Annotated in this window: 18 protein-coding genes; 6 read left to right on the top strand and 12 right to left on the bottom strand. The window is 62.3% G+C overall.

The window, feature by feature from the left end:
* Positions 1–11: 11 nt before the first annotated feature.
* The gene (locus RS899_RS01850) at positions 12–605 is read left to right on the top strand and encodes a phosphoheptose isomerase (protein ID WP_017518113.1); all 594 of its coding nucleotides are present in this window, start codon (positions 12–14) and stop codon (positions 603–605) included.
* On the top strand, positions 602–1180 hold the full coding sequence (locus RS899_RS01845; protein WP_024764053.1) for a BON domain-containing protein: 579 nt from the start codon (positions 602–604) through the stop codon (positions 1178–1180). Before RS899_RS01850 ends, RS899_RS01845 begins: the two co-directional genes overlap by 4 nt.
* Positions 1181–1233: 53 nt before the next feature.
* On the opposite strand, the gene RS899_RS01840 is transcribed toward RS899_RS01845, so the two are convergent.
* From RS899_RS01840 to rplM, 7 genes are all read right to left on the bottom strand, one after another.
* Positions 1234–1638: a ClpXP protease specificity-enhancing factor gene (locus RS899_RS01840; RefSeq protein WP_017518115.1), complete on the bottom strand. Its 405-nt coding sequence runs from the start codon at positions 1636–1638 to the stop codon at positions 1234–1236.
* 11 nt (positions 1639–1649) lie between these two features.
* Positions 1650–2267: a glutathione S-transferase N-terminal domain-containing protein gene (locus RS899_RS01835; RefSeq protein WP_054906596.1), complete on the bottom strand. Its 618-nt coding sequence runs from the start codon at positions 2265–2267 to the stop codon at positions 1650–1652.
* A 93-nt stretch (positions 2268–2360) separates the two neighbouring features.
* The gene (locus RS899_RS01830) at positions 2361–3143 is read right to left on the bottom strand and encodes a cytochrome c1 (protein ID WP_054906597.1); all 783 of its coding nucleotides are present in this window, start codon (positions 3141–3143) and stop codon (positions 2361–2363) included.
* Positions 3143–4354: a cytochrome b gene (locus tag RS899_RS01825; protein WP_045209611.1), complete on the bottom strand. Its 1212-nt coding sequence runs from the start codon at positions 4352–4354 to the stop codon at positions 3143–3145. Before RS899_RS01825 ends, RS899_RS01830 begins: the two co-directional genes overlap by 1 nt.
* A complete protein-coding gene (gene petA / locus RS899_RS01820) occupies positions 4354–4944 on the bottom strand; it encodes a ubiquinol-cytochrome c reductase iron-sulfur subunit (RefSeq protein ID WP_054906598.1) in 591 nt (196 codons plus the stop codon). Before petA ends, RS899_RS01825 begins: the two co-directional genes overlap by 1 nt.
* A 249-nt stretch (positions 4945–5193) precedes the next feature.
* Positions 5194–5586 (bottom strand): 30S ribosomal protein S9, encoded by a 393-nt coding sequence (rpsI, locus tag RS899_RS01815; protein ID WP_015475858.1) that lies wholly within the window; start codon positions 5584–5586, stop codon positions 5194–5196.
* A 14-nt stretch (positions 5587–5600) separates the two neighbouring features.
* Positions 5601–6029: a 50S ribosomal protein L13 gene (gene rplM, locus RS899_RS01810; protein WP_015475857.1), complete on the bottom strand. Its 429-nt coding sequence runs from the start codon at positions 6027–6029 to the stop codon at positions 5601–5603.
* Between the two features lie 246 nt (positions 6030–6275).
* Between rplM and RS899_RS01805 the strand changes: the two genes are divergently transcribed.
* The gene (locus tag RS899_RS01805; protein ID WP_315808950.1) at positions 6276–7313 is read left to right on the top strand and encodes an NADP(H)-dependent aldo-keto reductase; all 1038 of its coding nucleotides are present in this window, start codon (positions 6276–6278) and stop codon (positions 7311–7313) included.
* Between the two features lie 103 nt (positions 7314–7416).
* Here RS899_RS01805 and RS899_RS01800 read toward each other — a convergent pair whose 3' ends face one another.
* Positions 7417–8562: an acyl-CoA dehydrogenase family protein gene (locus RS899_RS01800; RefSeq protein WP_315808949.1), complete on the bottom strand. Its 1146-nt coding sequence runs from the start codon at positions 8560–8562 to the stop codon at positions 7417–7419.
* A 252-nt stretch (positions 8563–8814) separates the two neighbouring features.
* Between RS899_RS01800 and RS899_RS01795 the strand changes: the two genes are divergently transcribed.
* Both RS899_RS01795 and RS899_RS01790 read left to right on the top strand, forming a co-directional pair.
* On the top strand, positions 8815–9714 hold the full coding sequence (locus RS899_RS01795) for a GlxA family transcriptional regulator (RefSeq protein ID WP_162484002.1): 900 nt from the start codon (positions 8815–8817) through the stop codon (positions 9712–9714).
* A 91-nt stretch (positions 9715–9805) separates the two neighbouring features.
* On the top strand, positions 9806–10771 hold the full coding sequence (locus RS899_RS01790) for a hypothetical protein (protein WP_054906601.1): 966 nt from the start codon (positions 9806–9808) through the stop codon (positions 10769–10771).
* A 142-nt stretch (positions 10772–10913) separates the two neighbouring features.
* Here the strand turns inward: RS899_RS01790 and zapE are convergent, their stop codons facing one another.
* From zapE to RS899_RS01775, 3 genes are all read right to left on the bottom strand, one after another.
* On the bottom strand, positions 10914–12008 hold the full coding sequence (gene zapE, locus RS899_RS01785) for a cell division protein ZapE (RefSeq protein WP_037009786.1): 1095 nt from the start codon (positions 12006–12008) through the stop codon (positions 10914–10916).
* 94 nt (positions 12009–12102) lie between these two features.
* A complete protein-coding gene (locus RS899_RS01780) occupies positions 12103–13443 on the bottom strand; it encodes a tryptophan--tRNA ligase (RefSeq protein ID WP_315808948.1) in 1341 nt (446 codons plus the stop codon).
* A 60-nt stretch (positions 13444–13503) separates the two neighbouring features.
* Positions 13504–14130: an alpha/beta hydrolase gene (locus RS899_RS01775; RefSeq protein WP_315808947.1), complete on the bottom strand. Its 627-nt coding sequence runs from the start codon at positions 14128–14130 to the stop codon at positions 13504–13506.
* A gap of 139 nt (positions 14131–14269) precedes the next feature.
* On the opposite strand from RS899_RS01775, the gene RS899_RS01770 reads away from it, so the two are divergent.
* Positions 14270–14710: a YhcB family protein gene (locus tag RS899_RS01770; protein ID WP_045209602.1), complete on the top strand. Its 441-nt coding sequence runs from the start codon at positions 14270–14272 to the stop codon at positions 14708–14710.
* 198 nt (positions 14711–14908) lie between these two features.
* Here the strand turns inward: RS899_RS01770 and cysN are convergent, their stop codons facing one another.
* The gene (gene cysN / locus RS899_RS01765; RefSeq protein ID WP_233299338.1) at positions 14909–16807 is read right to left on the bottom strand and encodes a sulfate adenylyltransferase subunit CysN; all 1899 of its coding nucleotides are present in this window, start codon (positions 16805–16807) and stop codon (positions 14909–14911) included.
* Positions 16808–16812 lie beyond the last annotated feature (5 nt).

Here is a 16812-nt window from a genome sequence, read left to right as displayed (position 1 = left end):
GGTCACACCTGATGGACATGCAATCCCGTATCCGCCAGCTCTTCCATGCCAGCATCGAGACCAAGCAACAGGCTACCGAGGTGCTCATCCCGCATATCGAGCAGGCCAGCATGGTGATGGTCAATGCCCTGCTGAACGAGGGCAAGATCCTCTCCTGCGGCAACGGCGGCTCCGCCGGCGACGCGCAGCACTTCTCCTCCGAACTGCTGAACCGCTTCGAGCGCGAGCGCCCGAGCCTGCCAGCGGTCGCCCTGACCACCGACAGCTCGACCATCACCTCGATCGCCAACGACTACAGCTACAACGAGGTCTTCTCCAAGCAGATCCGTGCCCTGGGCCAACCGGGCGACGTGCTGCTGGCGATTTCCACCAGCGGCAACTCGGCGAACGTCATTCAGGCGATCCAGGCCGCACATGATCGCGAAATGGTTGTCGTAGCTCTGACCGGCCGCGACGGCGGCAACATGGCATCGTTGCTGCTGCCCGAAGACGTGGAGATCCGCGTTCCGGCCAAGGTCACCGCACGCATCCAGGAAGTCCACCTGCTGGTCATCCATTGCCTCTGCGACCTTATCGACCGTCAACTGTTCGGGAGTGAAGAATGACCCGTACCCCTCTGATCGCAGCCGCACTGGCCGTGACCATGGCACTGGGTGGCTGCAGCAGCTTCGTCAGCGCCACCCGCGACAAACCGATCGACGATGACAAGGGGACCCGTACCCTGGGCAGCAAGATCGACGACTCGCTGATCGAAACCAAGGTGGCGGTGAACGTCGCCAAGGCCGATCCCGACCTCGACCGCAATTCCCACGTCGTGGTGATCAGCTATAACGGCGTGGTACTGCTCGCCGGCCAGACCCCGCGCGCCGACCTGAAGAACAAGGCCGAGCAGGCCGCCAAGGAAGTGCAGAAGGTCAAGACCGTACACAACGAGCTGCAGATCCTGCAGCCCTCCTCCCTGGCCGCCCGCAGCAACGACACCTGGCTGACCACCAAGATCAAGAGCCAGATGCTCGCTGACGCCAACGTGCCATCCACCCGCATCAAGGTGCTGACCGAGAACGGCATCGTCTACATGCTGGGCCTGGTGACCCGCAAGGAAGGCGATCTGGCTACCCAGGTGGTCCAGGGCGTGGACGGCGTGCAGAAGATCGTCCGCCTGTTCGAGTACATCGACTGAGCGGGCCATTTATTGCAGGCATGAAAAAGGCGACCCTCAGGTCGCCTTTTTTATTACTTCACCACCTTGAGACTCGGGCGACCACTGGGGCGTGGCGGCTCGTCGGAAGGCCCGTCATCCGGCAGATCCTCGTCATCGGTGGGCACCGGCGGCTCCAGGTCGAACACCATGCCTTGGCCGTTCTCCCGCGCATAGATGGCCATTACAGCCTGAGACGGGATGTACAGGCCCTGGGCAACACCACCGAAGCGACCCTCGAAGCTGACCGCTTCGTTGTCCATCTGCAGGTGGCGCACAGCGGTCGGGGAAACGTTGAGCACGATCTGTCCGTCACTGGCATAACCCGGCGGCACCCGCACGCCGGGATACTCGGAATTCACCAGGATATGCGGCGTGCAGCCGTTATCGACGATCCACTCATAGAGGGCTCGCACGAGGTAGGGACGACTGGAGTTCATCATCGGGCTCCTTAGCGCATATCACGTTCGATAGAGGACAGGCTGGCACGGAAAGTTTCCCGTGCAAACTGTCGCTCCATGTAATCCAGCAGGGGCTTCGCCGGCCGCGGCAGCTCGATGCCCAGGATCGGCAGCCGCCAGAGGATCGGCAGCAGGCAGCAATCCACCAGGCTCAGCTCGTCGCTGAGGAAGAATTGCTTGTCGGCGAACAGCGCCGATACACCCGTCAGGCTCTCACGCAATTCCTTGCGCGCCAAGGCGCGTTCGGCGTCCTTGCGACGGGTATCGAGGATTCTATCCACCAGACTGCACCAGTCGCGCTGGATGCGATGCATCAGCAGGCGGCTGTTCGCGCGGGCCACCGGGTAGACCGGAAGCAGCGGCGGGTGTGGATAACGCTCATCGAGGTACTCCATGACCACCGTCGACTCGTAGAGCGCGAGATCGCGGTCCACCAGGGTCGGCAAGCTGCCATAGGGGTTCACTTCAGCGAGTTTGGCCGGGATGTTGCCGGCAGGGACGTCGATGATGTCGGCAACGACGCTCTTCTCTGCCAGCACCAGGCGCACGCGATGGCTGTAGTGGCAGGCAGGGTCGGAGAAGCAGGTGAGCTTGTTGATAGCGGCCATGCCGCGCGCCTCCTCGCAGGACTTTCTTGTGGGAGGTAGAAAAACGCACGCGCGCCCCGTAGGGCGCGCGCTTGTTACTACGACGGGTGGTGCTTAGTGCACGTCCTTCCAGTATTCGCGCTTGAGCAGGTAGGCGAACACGAAGAAGAAGGCCAGGAACAGCAGGACGTAGGTGCCTATGCGGTGAGAGTCCAGCTTGTTCGGGTCAGCCGAATAAGCCAGGAAGGTCACCAGGTTCTTCACCTTCTCGTCGAACTGAGCTTCGTTCAGTTGGCCGGATTTCGGCACGATGGTCAGCTGGTCGCAAGCCTCGTGGGTCAGCGGGGTACCGGTCAGGGGATCGTACTGCTTCTTGCCATCCTCGACGACCTGAACCTGCTTGCAACCGATGACCTGGCGGCCCTGCAGGCTCACCAGCACGTTCGGCATGCCGACGTTCGGGAAGACCTTGTTGTTCACGCCCCACGGACGCTTGGGATCTTCGTAGAACGAACGCAGGTAGGTGTACAGCCAGTCGGCGCCACGTACGCGGGCTACCAGGGTCAGGTCCGGCGGAGCAGCACCGAACCACACCTTGGCGTCAGCCGGCTTCATGCCGATATCCATGTGGTCACCGATCTTCGCGCCGGTGAACACCAGGTGGCTAAGCATCAACTCTTCCGGAATACCCAGATCACGGCCGACACGCTCATAACGCTGGAACTTGGCGCTGTGGCAGCCCATGCAGTAGTTGGCGAAGGTACGTGCGCCATCCTGCATGGCAGCCTTGTCGGTCAGGTCGATATCGACCTTGTCGAGGGCCGGGCCATGGCCTTCGGCAGCGAAGCCGAAGACGGGCAGCAGAGCCAGAACAAATGCAGCGAATTGCTTTTTCATCAGCCAGTCACCCTTTCCGGAACCGGTTTGGTTTTCTCCATCCGGGTGTAGAACGGCATCAGGATGAAGAAGGCGAAATACAGAATGGTGCACAGGCGCGACAGCGTGGTGCCCAGCGGCGACGGCGCTTGCGAGCCGTAGTAGCCGAGGATCACGAAGGAAACCGCGAAGATCACCAGCCAGATCTTGCTCAGCCAGCCCTTGTAGCGGATCGAGCGAACCGGGCTACGGTCCAGCCACGGCAGCACGAACAGCACGGCGATGGCGGCGCCCATGGCGATGACACCCATCAGCTTGTCCGGAACGGCGCGCAGGATGGCGTAGAACGGGGTGAAGTACCACACCGGAGCGATGTGCTCGGGGGTCTTGAACTGGTTCGCCATCTCGAAGTTGGGCTTCTCGAGGAAGAAACCGCCCATTTCCGGGAAGAAGAAGATCACGGTGCAGAAGACGAACAGGAAGACTACGACACCGACGATGTCTTTCACGGTGTAGTAGGGGTGGAACGGGATGCCATCCAGCGGGATGCCGTTCTCGTCCTTCTTCTTCTTGATGTCCACGCCGTCGGGGTTGTTCGAGCCGACTTCGTGCAGCGCCAGGATGTGCAGCACGACCAGACCAAGCAGGACGATCGGCAGGGCAATCACGTGCAGGGCGAAGAAGCGGTTCAGGGTGATGCCGGAGATCAGGAAGTCACCACGAATCCACTGTGCGAGGTCCTCGCCAACCACCGGAATGGCGCCGAACAGCGAGATGATTACCTGGGCACCCCAGTAGGACATCTGGCCCCAGGGCAGCAGGTAGCCCATGAAGGCCTCGGCCATCAGGGCGAGGTAGATCAGCATGCCGAAGATCCACACCAGCTCGCGCGGCTTCTGGTACGAACCGTACAGCAGGCCACGGAACATGTGCAGGTAGACGACCACGAAGAACGCCGATGCACCGGTGGAGTGCATGTAGCGGATAATCCAGCCGTAATCTACATCTCGCATGATGTACTCGACGGACGCGAAAGCTTCTTCGGCCGACGGGGTGAAGCTCATGGTCAGCCAGATACCGGTGAGGATCTGGTTAACCAGGACCAGCAGTGCGAGGGAGCCGAAGAAGTACCAGAAGTTGAAGTTCTTCGGGGCGTAGTACTTGCTCAGATGGTCTTCCCACATCTTGGTCGCGGGGAAGCGGGCATCGACCCAAGCCATGAACTTGTTCATCAGGCTTTCTCCTGGTCCACACCGATGGTCAATTCATCACCATCAAGCGAATAGGGCGGAATCGGCAGGTTCAGGGGCGCGGGTTGTCCCTTGTAAACGCGGCCGGCGAGATCGTAATGGGAGCCGTGGCACGGGCAGAAATACCCCCCCTTCCAGTCCGGGCCCAGGTCCGCGGGAGCGACTTCCGGGCGGAAGGTCGGCGAGCAGCCCAGGTGGGTGCAGATACCGACGATCACGGCCAGTTCAGGCTTGATCGAGCGCACCTTGGGATCGACGTAGGCAGGCTGGTCCGATGCCTTCGACTCGGGGTCGGCCAGTTGCGCATCGAGGGTCGGCAGCGCATCCAGCATTTCCTTGGTGCGATGCACCAGGAACACGGGCTTGCCGCGCCACTCAGCGATCACCTGCTGACCTGGCTCGATCTTGGCCACGTTGTACTTCACCGGCGCGCCAGCGGCCTTCGCCTTGGCACTAGGGAACCATGACCCCACGAACGGGACCGCAGCTCCGACCGCTCCTGCCGCACCAACCACCGAAGTGGCCGCGACAAGGAAGCGACGCCGGCCTGCATTCACGCCGTCATTACTCATTCAGTCGTCTCCCATCAGCTTCAAGCCTGTTCAAATCAGGCTTTTAAGTAAAAATTCGAGCCGCGCAAAAAATTCGCCAAATGGTAAAGAAAAGCCCTTGTGATGACAAGGTAATAGCCTGTTACGCAACCCCTGAAACCCTTGCACGGCGCGGCTTGCGCGGATGCGACACCTTGCCGCACGAACTTATTGAAGACATAAAAAAACGCCCAGTCCAAAGGATCTGGGCGTTTTTTTCGAAGCGTCGTATTAACGCTTGGAGTACTGCGGACGCTTACGCGCTTTACGCAGACCGACTTTCTTACGTTCAACTTCGCGGGCATCGCGAGTGACGTAGCCGGCTTTACGCAGCGAGCTGCGCAGGGTCTCGTCGTATTCGATCAGAGCGCGGGTGATACCGTGACGGATCGCACCAGCTTGACCGCTTACGCCACCGCCAACGACGGTCACGTAGATATCGAACTTCTCGGTGTTCTCGGTCAGCTCGAGCGGCTGACGGACAACCATGCGAGCGGTCTCACGACCGAAGAACTGCTCGATGGAGCGGTTGTTGATGGAGATCTTACCAGTGCCCGGACGCAGGAAGACGCGAGCGGTAGCGGTCTTACGACGGCCAGTGCCGTAATTTTGAGTCGCCGACATAATGAGCTATCCCGTTAAATCTTCAGTTCTTGAGGCTGCTGAGCGGTGTGCGGGTGGTTGGCACCCTTGTACACTTTCAGCTTGCGGTACATGTCGCGGCCCAGCGGGTTCTTCGGCAGCATGCCTTTGACGGCAGTCTCGATGACGCGCTCAGGAGCCTTGGCGATCAGCTTCTCGAAGTTGATCGACTTGATACCGCCCGGGAAGCCCGAGTGATGGTAGTACATCTTGTCGGTAGCTTTGGCGCCAGTGACACGAACCTGCTCGGCGTTGATCACGACGATGTAGTCGCCGGTGTCAACGTGCGGGGTGTATTCCGGCTTGTGCTTGCCGCGCAGGCGGGTAGCAATCTCGGTAGCCAGACGACCCAGGGTCAGGCCAGCAGCGTCGACGACGAACCAGTCGCGCTTAACAGTTTCTGGTTTCGCGGTATAAGTTTTCATTCGTTATAGCCTCAGGGGCCGCCTGAAAATAAGACGGCGAATCTTACTGGACAGTGGTTGCCTTGACAAGTCAAGGACAGCCGAAGACAGACACGAATTGGGGCTCGGGTCGGTGTGCGTCCGTAACGACTAGATGTATCAATCGGCAGGCTTTGGCATCCCCCACCGATGAAAGGCTGCGGAATTATGCAGATTCCGGCAGAATTTTCAACTATATGACGCACTTGTTTTCACGAGGAGACCCGCATGGAGTACCGCCCGCTCGGCCGCACCGAATTGAAAGTCAGCGCCCTCTGCCTGGGGACCATGACCTGGGGCGAGCAGAACACGCAGGACGAAGCTTTCGCCCAGATCGAGCGGGCCAAGGCCGCCGGTCTGAATTTCATCGATACCGCCGAGATGTACCCCGTCCCGCCACGTGCGGAAACCTACACCCGTACCGAGCAGATCATCGGCAACTGGTTTGCCCAGCGCGGCGATCGCACCGATTGGGTACTGGCCAGCAAGATTGCCGGCCCCGGCAACTCCATCAGCCACATCCGTGACGGCCAGCCGAAACTCGATCGCAAGAACATCGTTGCGGCGCTGGATGGCAGCCTCAAGCGCCTGCAGACCGACTGGATCGACCTTTACCAGTTGCACTGGCCCGAACGCAGCACCAATTTCTTCGGCCAACTGGGCTACCAGCACAAGGAAGAGAGCTTCACCGCGCTGGAAGACACTCTGGAAGCACTCGACGAGCAGGTTCGCGCCGGCAAGATCCGCCATATAGGCCTGTCCAACGAAACGCCCTGGGGCACCATGCGCTTCCTGCAGATCGCCCAGGAGCGCGGCTGGCCGCGCGCGGTGTCGATCCAGAACCCCTATAACCTGCTCAACCGCAGCTTCGAGGTCGGCTTGGCGGAAATTGCCATCCGCGAGCAGATCGGCCTGCTGGCCTATTCGCCCCTGGCCTTCGGCATGCTCTCGGGCAAGTACTTCGGCGGCGCGCGCCCAGCCAATGCGCGGATCACCCTGTTCAGCCGCTTTACCCGCTATACCAACCCGCAGACCGCCAGCGCCTGCGACCGCTACGTAACCCTGGCCCGCGAGCATGGCCTGGAGCCGGCACAGATGGCCCTGGCCTTTGTCACCAGCCGGCCGTTCGTGACCAGCAACATCATTGGCGCCACCAACCTGGAGCAACTGGAGGTCAACCTCGGCAGCTTCGACCTCAAGCTCTCCGACGAGCTGTTGGCTGGCATCGAGGCGATCCACAAGGATCAGCCGAACCCGGCACCGTAGCGCTTTGCTCTTGTAGGAGCGGGCTTGCTCGCGAACAGATTTCGCCGGGAAATCCGGCGCCAGACCGTTCGCGAGCAAGCTCGCTCCTACAAGAAATGTCCCATCACAAGGCGCGGGCGATGATTTCCTTCATGATCTCGTTGGTGCCTGCATAGATGCGCTGCACGCGCGCATCGGCCCAGGCGCGGGCAATCGGGTACTCCCACATGTAGCCGTAGCCGCCGTGCAGTTGCACGCACTCATCAAGTACCTTGCACTGCAGGTCGGTGGTCCAGTACTTGGCCATCGCCGCCGTCGGCACGTCCAGTTTGCCTTCCAGGTGCTGCTCCAGGCAGCGATCGACGAAGACGCGCCCTACCTGCACCTCGGTGGCGATCTCGGCTAGCTTGAAGCGGGTGTTCTGGAAATCCGCCACGGACTTGCCGAAGGCTTTGCGCTCACGGGTGTATTCCAGCGTCCACTTCAGTGCCGCCTCTGCCGAGGCCAGCGCGCCAAGGGCAACCGTCAGGCGTTCCTGGGGGAGCTCCTGCATCAGATAGATGAAGCCCTGCCCGTCCTTGCCCAGCAGGTTTTCCTTGGGGATACGCACGTCCTGGAAGAACAGCTCGGAGGTGTCCTGAGCCTTCATGCCCACCTTTTCGAGGCGCTTGCCCTTGCTGAAGCCCGGCGTGCCGGCCTCCACCAGAAACAGGCTGGTGCCCTTGGCGCCGGCCTTCGGATCGGTCTTGGCGACCACGATCACTAGGTCGGCCAGCCAGCCGTTGGTGATGAAGGTCTTTGATCCATTGATCACGTACTCGTCACCGTCCAGCACAGCGGTGGTCTTCACGCCCTGCAGGTCGGAGCCGGCACCCGGCTCGGTCATGGCGATCGCAGAGACCATCTCGCCGGAGACCAGCTTGGGCAGGTAGCGCTGCTTCAATTCCTCGCTGCCGTAATGAAGGATGTACGGAGCGACAATGTCCGAGTGCAACGAGAAGCCAATGCCGGTCAGCCCGAGACGGCCGATCTCCTCGATCACCACCGCGCTGTAGAGGAAGTCCGCCGCCATGCCGCCATACGCCTCGGGCAGGTGCGAGCAGAGCATTCCGGCCTCCCCGGCCTTGTTCCACAGTTGACGGTCGATATGGCCGTCTTTTTCCCACTGGGCGTGAAAGGGCACCGCCTCCTGTTCGAGGAACTTGCGGACGCTGTCGCGGAACAGCTCGTGATCGGAACTGAACAGGGTTCTGGGAATCATGCGGTGCACCTGCGAATCGGTTGTAGGAATTATTGGAAGGCCGACTGTAGGCCAGCCCGAACCGCTCTGCACTGGACACTTTCGCCAAAAAATAAGACGATCCAGCCGCATCATGACCGCTTTAGCGTCATGCAAAGACATCCATAAGAAGTACAAGAATCGATGCCCAATTCAGTTTCCCAGGTGCTGCGCCGCGTCAGCATCCTCGCCACCCATGGCGTCTTCGGCTCCACCCTGATGCAGGCCAAGGACTTCTTCCACATGGCCGCCCTGCGCCACGGCCGCCAACAGGGCCTCGGCCTGCAGCCCAGCTTCGAGACCCGCATCGTCAGCCCCGACGGCCAGCCGGTGATGAGCTTCAGCGGCGACCTGCTACCGGTGCACGGCGCCCTGGATGAGCCGGAGCTGATCATCCTCCCCGCCTTCTGGGGCGACTTCGACGAACTGCTGACCCTCTACCCACAGGTAACGGCCTGGCTGCGCGAGCGTCACGCCGCCGGCTGCGTGCTCTGCGGTGAGGTCTCGGGTGTGTTCTGGCTCGCCGAGGCGGGCCTGCTGGACGGCAAGGAAGCCACCACCTACTGGCGCTTCTTCCGCGAGTTCGCCGAGCGCTACCCCAAGGTACTGCTCAACCAGGACAAGCACATCGCCGACGCTGACAACATCTACAGCGCTGGTGGCCTGACCTCGGTGCGCGACCTGTACATCTACCTGATCGAACGCTTCTGCGGCGCCACCGTCGCCCAGGGCGTGGCCCGCGACATCCTCTACGAGGTGCAGCGCAACTACACGCCAGGGCGCCTGGGCTTCGGCGGACAGAAACTGCACCACGACCCGGCGATCCTGCAGATCCAGCACTGGCTGGAGGAGCACTTCTCCGACAAGTTCCGCTTCGAGGATGTGGCCCGCGAGCACGGCATGAGCATCCGCAACTTCATGCGGCGCTTCCAGGCGGCTACCGGCGACAAGCCACTGCACTACCTGCAGCGTCTGCGTATCGAGACCGCGCGCAACCTGCTGTCCACGACCCGCAAGAGCATCAAGACCATCAGTTACGAAGTCGGCTACGACGACGCCAGCTTTTTCGCTCGGCTTTTCCGCCAACACACCGGGCTGTCGCCGAATCATTACCGGCGCCAGTACGAGCAGAAGGAAGGCTGAAACAGGCCATCCCTAGGATGGGTTCACGGACTCGGGGGCGGCCCTATGATCGGGGCAGCTTCCGACAACAAGAACTTCACGGGATATTGCCATGCGCCGCTTTCTGCTTGCCCTCCTGACCGTCTTCAGCCTCAACGCTGTGGCGGACGACACCTGGAAACCCTTCCCCTACGACCAGAAGGCCTTCGACTACAGCGGCGACAAGCTGCGCGAGGCCTGGCCGCGACTGACCCGAGGCTTCGGCGCCAACTACCCGTTCCCTGACGCGGACTGGGTAGTGACCATGGCCACCCGGCATCCCGAAGCCCTGGAGAAGACTGTCGCCGCCGGCACCGGTTTCAGCGGCAAGCCGGAAGAAGCACAGGTCTACGCCGAGAAGCTGCAGGACGTGTGGCGCAAGGTGTTCCGCGGCGACTTCGCCCAGGCCAAGAAGGACGGCCTGGCATTGGGCGTCGGCGGCCAGGTTCCGGGGATGTTCGCCCAGGTGCTCTACGCCATGTTCCTCGCACCGAACCAGGACGATAAGCAACGCCTGCTGGAAGAAGTGATCAGCTACACCGACGAAGCCGGCCCGCTGCTCAACGCCGACCCCATCGCCCAGTTCGGCCGCGCCTACGCCAAGGCCCGCCTGGCGGAGGACCTGCCGGTGCCGGTGGTGCTCAAGCGCGGCTACACCAGCGAGATTCCCAAGGAACTGGACGCCCTGCTGGCCAAGCAGCCGAACCAGCCGTTCGCACTGGCACTCTACGGCGGCTATGAAGCCGGCGTGATCCGCAAGGTCGGCAAGCTGGTGGGCAAGATGACCTACGGCGTCAGCGCGGACAAAATGGAGCAGTACTTCGCCCGCTCCTTCCGCGCCGCCGACGACCTGCCTATCGGTCACTACGAGTACGCCAACGCGCTGGGTTATGTGTATGGCGAAGATGAAGAGCAGAAAGCGCTGGAACAGCTGCAGAAAGCGGTGGCAATCAAGCCGATCAATGCCATGGAGGCACTGGAAGTTGCCCATGCTCAGCAACTGCTGAAGAAGGCGCAGCAGGAGATGGCGCAGCGCTGATTCTTGATTTGCAGGAGCGAGCTTGCTCGCGAACCGCCCAGCTCTTGAGCCGCCGGCAAGAGATTCGCGAGCAAGCCCGCTCCTACGAAAAGCCACAACAAAAAAGGCTGCGCGAAGGCAGCCTTTTTCATTCACCGAGCCGTCACGGACGGTGCGGGCGGCTCAGGTATTCGTGGGACTGCATTTCCAGCAGGCGGCTCAGGGTGCGCTGGAACTCGAACTCCAGGCGGCCACCGGTATACAGGTCCTTGAGCTCCACCTCGGCGGAGAGGATCAGCTTGACGTTGCGGTCGTAGAACTCGTCCACCAGGTTGATGAAGCGGCGCGCCATGTCGTCCTTGGCCACGCCCATCTGCTCGACGTTGGAAATCAGGATCGCGTGGAAGATCTTCGCCAGCTCGATGTAGTCGTTCTGGCTGCGCGGGCCATCGCACAGCTCGCGGAACTCGAACCAGGCCACGTCATCGCAGGTGATGCGCGCGCGGATTTCGCGGTTCTCGATCATCAGCGCGTCATCGCGGGTCGCTGCAGCGCACTCCGGGGTCAGCGCCTTGAAGTCGCGGGTCATGGCCTGGTCGGCCTGCTCGGACAGCGGCCAGTGATACAGCTCGGCCTGTTCCAGGGCGCGCAGGCGGTAGTCCACGCCGCTGTCGACGTTGACCACTTCGGTGTACTTCTTGACCAACGCGATGGCCGGCAGGAAGCGGGCGCGCTGCAGGCCGTCCTTGTAGAGGCCGTCCGGCACGATGTTGGAAGTCGCCACCAGGCTGACGCCGTTCTTGAACAGCTCTTCCAGCAGGGTAGCGAGGATCATCGCGTCGGTGATATCGGAGACGAAGAATTCGTCGAAGCAGATCACCCGGGCCTCGTCGGCGAATCGCTTGCCGATGATGGTCAGCGGGTTCTTCTCGCCCTTGAGGGTTTTCATTTCCTCATGGACGCGCTTCATGAAGCGGTGGAAGTGCGTGCGCATCTTCTGCTTGAAGGGCAGCGCTTCAAAGAAGGTATCCACCAGGTAGGTCTTGCCGCGGCCGACGCCGCCCCAGAAATACAGGCCCTTCACCGGCTCCTGGGACTTCTTGCCCAGCAGTTTGCCGAACAGCCCGGACTTGCCCTTATCGGCGGCGACCAGGTCGTCGTAGAGGCGTTGCAGGTGCTTCACGGCGTTCGCTTGCGCGGCGTCGTGGAAGAAATCGGGGCGTTTGAGGTCTTCCTGGTAGCGCTGAAGAGGCGTCATGATCGGTAGCAAGGCAACGAAAACGGGGGCGCACACTTTAGCGGCGCCCCCGTTTCTTGGCAATTGGCCGGTAGTCGGACCGGCCTGCTGCGCCTCACTCCTGCGGAGCGAGAGCCTCGCGCAGACGCTGCATGGCGGCGTCACGCTCCGCGTCGGTGGAGAACTCCGGGCTGTACGCCACGGCTTCGCCATCCAGGCGTACGCTGAAGGCGTTCAGTTCGGCGTGCAAGTCCAGTTCCTCGGACTGCAGGCGCTTGCTCACCTGGCCGGCGGCCTTGCCGTCGGCGAAAGTGATGGAGAGCAACAGTTGCTCGCCAGCGGCATCCAGCAGGCGGAAGCGGAAGCCGTCTTCCTCGCGGAAGCTGACAAAGCGCGCCGCCTTGGCAGCTTTCTTCTTGCCTTCGGTTGCCACCTGCACCTGCTCGCGGAACGAGCGCAGGCCCACGGCCTCGCGCAGCTCGCCGAGGAACGGAGTAGCAATGCGGCGGGCCTTGGCGGCGCCGGCGAGGAGAATGTCCTCCAGATCCGCCGGACGGGTAATCAACGCGTGGTATCGCTCGCGGGCCTCGCCCAGCTCGTTGTCGAGCAGTTCGAACAGGCGCTGCTTGGCTTCACCCCAGGCCAGGCCACCGAGGAGCTCGGCGCGGAACGCGGCCTGTTGCTCGTGGGTGGAGAACGCCTGGTACAGGGTGAACAGGTGGGAGTTGTCCGGGTCCTTCGGCTCACCCGGCGCGCGGGAGTCGGTGACGATGCGCGCCACGGCGTCCTTGAGCTGCTTGGCGCTGCCGAACAGCGGGATGGTGTTGTCGTAGCTCTTGGACATCTTGCGACCGTCCAGACCCGGCAGGGTCGCGACGTCTTCCTCGATCACCACTTCAGGCAGGGTGAACAGTTCCTTGCCGTTGCCGAACAGGTGGTTGAAGCGCTGGCCGATGTCGCGGGCCATTTCCACGTGCTGGATCTGGTCGCGACCGACCGGCACCTTGTGCGCGTTGAACATCAGGATGTCCGCGGCCATCAGCACCGGGTAGCTGTACAGGCCCATGGTAACGCCGGCGTCCGGGTCTTCGCCGGCCTCGACGTTCTTGTCCACCGAGGCCTTGTAGGCGTGGGCGCGGTTGAGCAGGCCCTTGGCGCTGACGCAGGTGAGCAGCCAGGTCAGTTCGGGGATTTCGGGAATATCGGACTGGCGATAGAAAGTCGCCTTGTCAGCATCCAGGCCGCAGGCCAACCAGGTGGCGGCGATTTCCAGACGCGAACGCTGGATGCGCGCCGGGTCATCGCACTTGATCAGCGCGTGGTAGTCGGCCAGGAAGTAGAAGGAATCTGCCTGCGGATCGCGGCTGGCAACGATGGCCGGGCGGATAGCGCCGGCGTAGTTACCCAGGTGCGGAGTACCGGTGGTGGTGATGCCGGTCAGGATACGGGTCGTCATGGGAATCCAGGAATCAACACAAATGAAATGGCGGGCCGGATGGTAACGCGGCTTGGCGGCCTAGGCGAGCCGGTCCTGTATCAGGTCCTTGAGCTCGATCAGCTTGCCGTGGAAGAAATGGCTGCACTCGGGGATGCGGATCAGTTCGTGGGGCTTGGTGAGCTCCGCACTCCAGGCGTACACACGCTCGGGCGTGACTACTTCGTCGGCTTCGGGCTGGATCACCGTCAGCGGGCAGCGCTCGGGCAGGTCGACATCGAAGCGCTCCACCGGCGGCGCCAGCATGAACAGCTGTGCGAGTTCTGCGCCCTGCTCTTCCAGGCGCTCGGCAGCATTGCCGGCCACGCAGGAACCGAAGGAGAAGCCCATCAGCGTCAGCGGCAGGCCCGGATGCTGCCCGGCCAGCCAGTGCGCGGCGGCCAGCACGTCGTCGATTTCACCGCGGCCTTCGGCGTAACTGCCGGCGCTCTGACCCACGCCACGAAAATTGAAACGCAGGGTGGCGTATCCTGCATCCCGTGCGGCGCGTTGCAGGGTGGCGACCACCTTGTTCTGCAGGGTGCCGGCGAACAGCGGGTGCGGATGACAGATCAGCGCGACACCCTTGGCATCAGGCGTGGCGAGGTGCAGGGCTTCCAGTTGGCCCTCGGGGCCATCGAGGAACAGGGGGATTTCGCGGGTGGTCAAACAACAGCTCCGTGACCCCGTGGCGGGTCGTCTCGTCTAGCTCAATACCTGCGCAGGCGGCGAAGCATTCGCCACGGTATACAAGCACAGGTGCAAGCCGCTAACGTAAAGCAAAGCCGTCTATAGAGGAAGGATTCGCGTGGAACAGTCCCTCACCACCTGGTTGCTGCCGCTACTCGCCCTGATCGTCGGGGTCGGCATCGGCTTTCTGATCGCCCGCCTGCTGCCCAACGCCGCGCCCAACAAGCTGCAGCGTCAGGTGGACGACATGCAGGATCGTTTCGATAGCTACCAGCGCGAAGTGGTGACCCACTTCAGCACCTCCGCCAGCCTGATGAAAAAGCTCACCCAGAGCTATCAGGATGTGCAGGAACACCTGTCCGAGGGCGCCGAGCGCCTGGCCCTGGACGAACAGACCAAACAGCGCCTGCTGGCCGCCCTGCACGCCGACGAATACCCCGAGCGCCGCGAGCGCCTGACCCCGCCGGCGAACAACGAAGCACCGCGCGATTATGCGCCCAAGACCGGCGACGGCCCGGGCACCCTGGACGAGACATACGGGCTGAAAAGCAAGTACTGAGCCTTGGCCACATGAAAAAGCCCCGCCTCGGCGGGGCTTTTTCATGCCCGCGCAAATGCACGACCTGTAGGAGCGAGCTTGCTCACGAACCGCTGGATACTCAATCGACCAGGCATGGTTCGCGAGCAAGGTCGCCCCTACAAAGATCAAAAGAAAAAGCCCCGCAAGTGCGGGGCTTTTCCATTCAGCGCTGTGCGATCAGATCGCACCACGCTGGCGGAGCAGGTCAAGAACAGCCTTGACGCCCTCTTCCACCGACTGGCTCTGGGTGTCGATCACCAGATCGGCATCCAGCGGCACATCGTAGGGGAAGGACTCGCCCGGGATGTTGTCCTGGCCGGCGGCATACAGGCCTTGCGGGTCGCGTTCGCGGCAGACCTGCGGGGAAGCCTGGACGTAGACGGTGATGAAGCGCTCGGCTCCGATCAGCGCCTTGGTCTGCGCACGGCCTTCGGCGCTCGGGGCGACGAAGGCGCACAGGCTGATCAGCCCGGCTTCGTTGAACTGCTTGGCCACATGGGCGGTACGCTGCCAGTTCTCGTTGCGACCGGCGCGGTCCTGCGGCAGGCCCTTGTTGAGGTCGTGGCGCAGGTTCTGGCCGTCCAGCACATAGACCGCACGGCCCATGTCGAACAGCTTGCGCTCCACCGCATAGGCCAGGGTGCTCTTGCCGGCGCCGGAGAGGCCGCTGAACAGTACGGTAGCCGGCTGCTGGCCGAAGCGTGCAGCGCGCTCCTCACGAGCGACGTGGCCGCTGCTGTGGTGGACGGAAGCCCCTTGCCCGGCCTGCGGCGCGGCGATGATCATGCCGGCACCGACGGTGCCGTTGGTCAGGCGGTCGACCACGATGAAGGCACCGGTGGTGCGATTCTGTTCGTAGCCGTCCAGCGCGATCGGAGCATCCAGGCTGACCTTCACGCGGGCGATCTCGTTGAGCTTGAGTTCGCTGGCGGCGGTCTCTTCCAGAGTATTCACGTCCACCTTGTGGCTGATGCTCGGAATGGAACCGGGCACGTAACTGGTGGCGCGCTTGATGTCGTATTTCTTGCCCGGCAGCATCGGCTCTTCAGCCATCCACACCAGCATGGCGTCGAAGCCGTCGGTAACCTGCGGACGGTTGTCGGCATGCACCAGCATGTCGCCGCGGGAGACGTCGATCTCGTCTTCCAGGGTCAGGGTGATGGCCTGGCCCGGACCTGCCTGCTCCAGCTCACCTTCGTAGGTGACGATGGACTTGACCTTGCTGCCCTTGCCCGACGGCAGGGCAATGACTTCGTCGCCCTTGCGCACGATGCCGCTCGCCAGGGTGCCGGCGAAGCCACGGAAGTTCAGGTTCGGACGGTTGACGTACTGCACCGGGAAGCGCATGTCGTCGAGGTTGCGGTCGCCCGCGACTTCCACGGTCTCGAGGATTTCCATCAGCGACTGGCCGGTGTACCACGGCGAGCGCTCGGACTTGTTGACTACGTTGTCGCCCTTCAGCGCCGACATCGGCACGAAGTGCAGGGAATTGGTCTTGAGGTTGATCTTGTCGGCGAACTGCAGGTAGTCGGCCTTGATCTGCTCGAATACGCCCTGGTCAAAGCCCTTAAGGTCCATCTTGTTGATGGCGACGACGATGTGCTTGATGCCCAGCAGCGAGGCGATGAAGCTGTGCCGGCGAGTCTGGGTCTGCACGCCGTAGCGGGCGTCGATCAGGATGATGGCCAGGTCGCAGGTGGAGGCGCCGGTAGCCATGTTGCGGGTGTACTGCTCATGGCCGGGGGTGTCGGCGATGATGAACTTGCGCTTGGAGGTACTGAAGTAGCGGTACGCCACGTCGATGGTGATGCCCTGCTCGCGCTCGGCCTGCAGGCCATCCACGAGCAGCGCCAGGTCAACCTCGTCGCCGGTGGTGCCGACTTTCTTGGAATCCTTGGTGATGGCCTCGAGGTGGTCCTCGTAGATCATCTTGGAGTCGTGCAGCAGACGCCCGATCAGGGTGCTCTTGCCGTCGTCGACGTTGCCGCAGGTGAGGAAGCGCAGGAGTTCCTTGCGCTCGTGCTGGGCCAGGTAGGCGAGGATGTCCTCGCTGATCAGATCGGATTGATGCGACATGGTGC

The sequence above is a fragment of the Pseudomonas sp. C9-3 genome, from assembly GCF_032392015.1.
GTDB lineage: Bacteria > Pseudomonadota > Gammaproteobacteria > Pseudomonadales > Pseudomonadaceae > Pseudomonas > Pseudomonas nitroreducens.
This window is presented reverse-complemented; position numbering and strand designations above follow the sequence as displayed.

What these genes read in the sequence shown, in the direction of transcription:
- RS899_RS01850 (WP_017518113.1), top strand. Translation starts at nt 12, where the DNA reads ATGGACATGCAATCCCGTATCCGCCAGCTCTTCCATGCCAGCATCGAG.
- RS899_RS01845 (WP_024764053.1), top strand. Translation starts at nt 602, where the DNA reads ATGACCCGTACCCCTCTGATCGCAGCCGCACTGGCCGTGACCATGGCA.
- RS899_RS01840 (WP_017518115.1), bottom strand. Translation starts at nt 1,638, where the DNA reads ATGAACTCCAGTCGTCCCTACCTCGTGCGAGCCCTCTATGAGTGGATC.
- RS899_RS01835 (WP_054906596.1), bottom strand. Translation starts at nt 2,267, where the DNA reads ATGGCCGCTATCAACAAGCTCACCTGCTTCTCCGACCCTGCCTGCCAC.
- RS899_RS01830 (WP_054906597.1), bottom strand. Translation starts at nt 3,143, where the DNA reads ATGAAAAAGCAATTCGCTGCATTTGTTCTGGCTCTGCTGCCCGTCTTC.
- RS899_RS01825 (WP_045209611.1), bottom strand. Translation starts at nt 4,354, where the DNA reads ATGAACAAGTTCATGGCTTGGGTCGATGCCCGCTTCCCCGCGACCAAG.
- petA (WP_054906598.1), bottom strand. Translation starts at nt 4,944, where the DNA reads ATGAGTAATGACGGCGTGAATGCAGGCCGGCGTCGCTTCCTTGTCGCG.
- rpsI (WP_015475858.1), bottom strand. Translation starts at nt 5,586, where the DNA reads ATGTCGGCGACTCAAAATTACGGCACTGGCCGTCGTAAGACCGCTACC.
- rplM (WP_015475857.1), bottom strand. Translation starts at nt 6,029, where the DNA reads ATGAAAACTTATACCGCGAAACCAGAAACTGTTAAGCGCGACTGGTTC.
- RS899_RS01805 (WP_315808950.1), top strand. Translation starts at nt 6,276, where the DNA reads ATGGAGTACCGCCCGCTCGGCCGCACCGAATTGAAAGTCAGCGCCCTC.
- RS899_RS01795 (WP_162484002.1), top strand. Translation starts at nt 8,815, where the DNA reads ATGGCCGCCCTGCGCCACGGCCGCCAACAGGGCCTCGGCCTGCAGCCC.
- RS899_RS01790 (WP_054906601.1), top strand. Translation starts at nt 9,806, where the DNA reads ATGCGCCGCTTTCTGCTTGCCCTCCTGACCGTCTTCAGCCTCAACGCT.
- zapE (WP_037009786.1), bottom strand. Translation starts at nt 12,008, where the DNA reads ATGACGCCTCTTCAGCGCTACCAGGAAGACCTCAAACGCCCCGATTTC.
- RS899_RS01780 (WP_315808948.1), bottom strand. Translation starts at nt 13,443, where the DNA reads ATGACGACCCGTATCCTGACCGGCATCACCACCACCGGTACTCCGCAC.
- cysN (WP_233299338.1), bottom strand. Translation starts at nt 16,807, where the DNA reads ATGTCGCATCAATCCGATCTGATCAGCGAGGACATCCTCGCCTACCTG.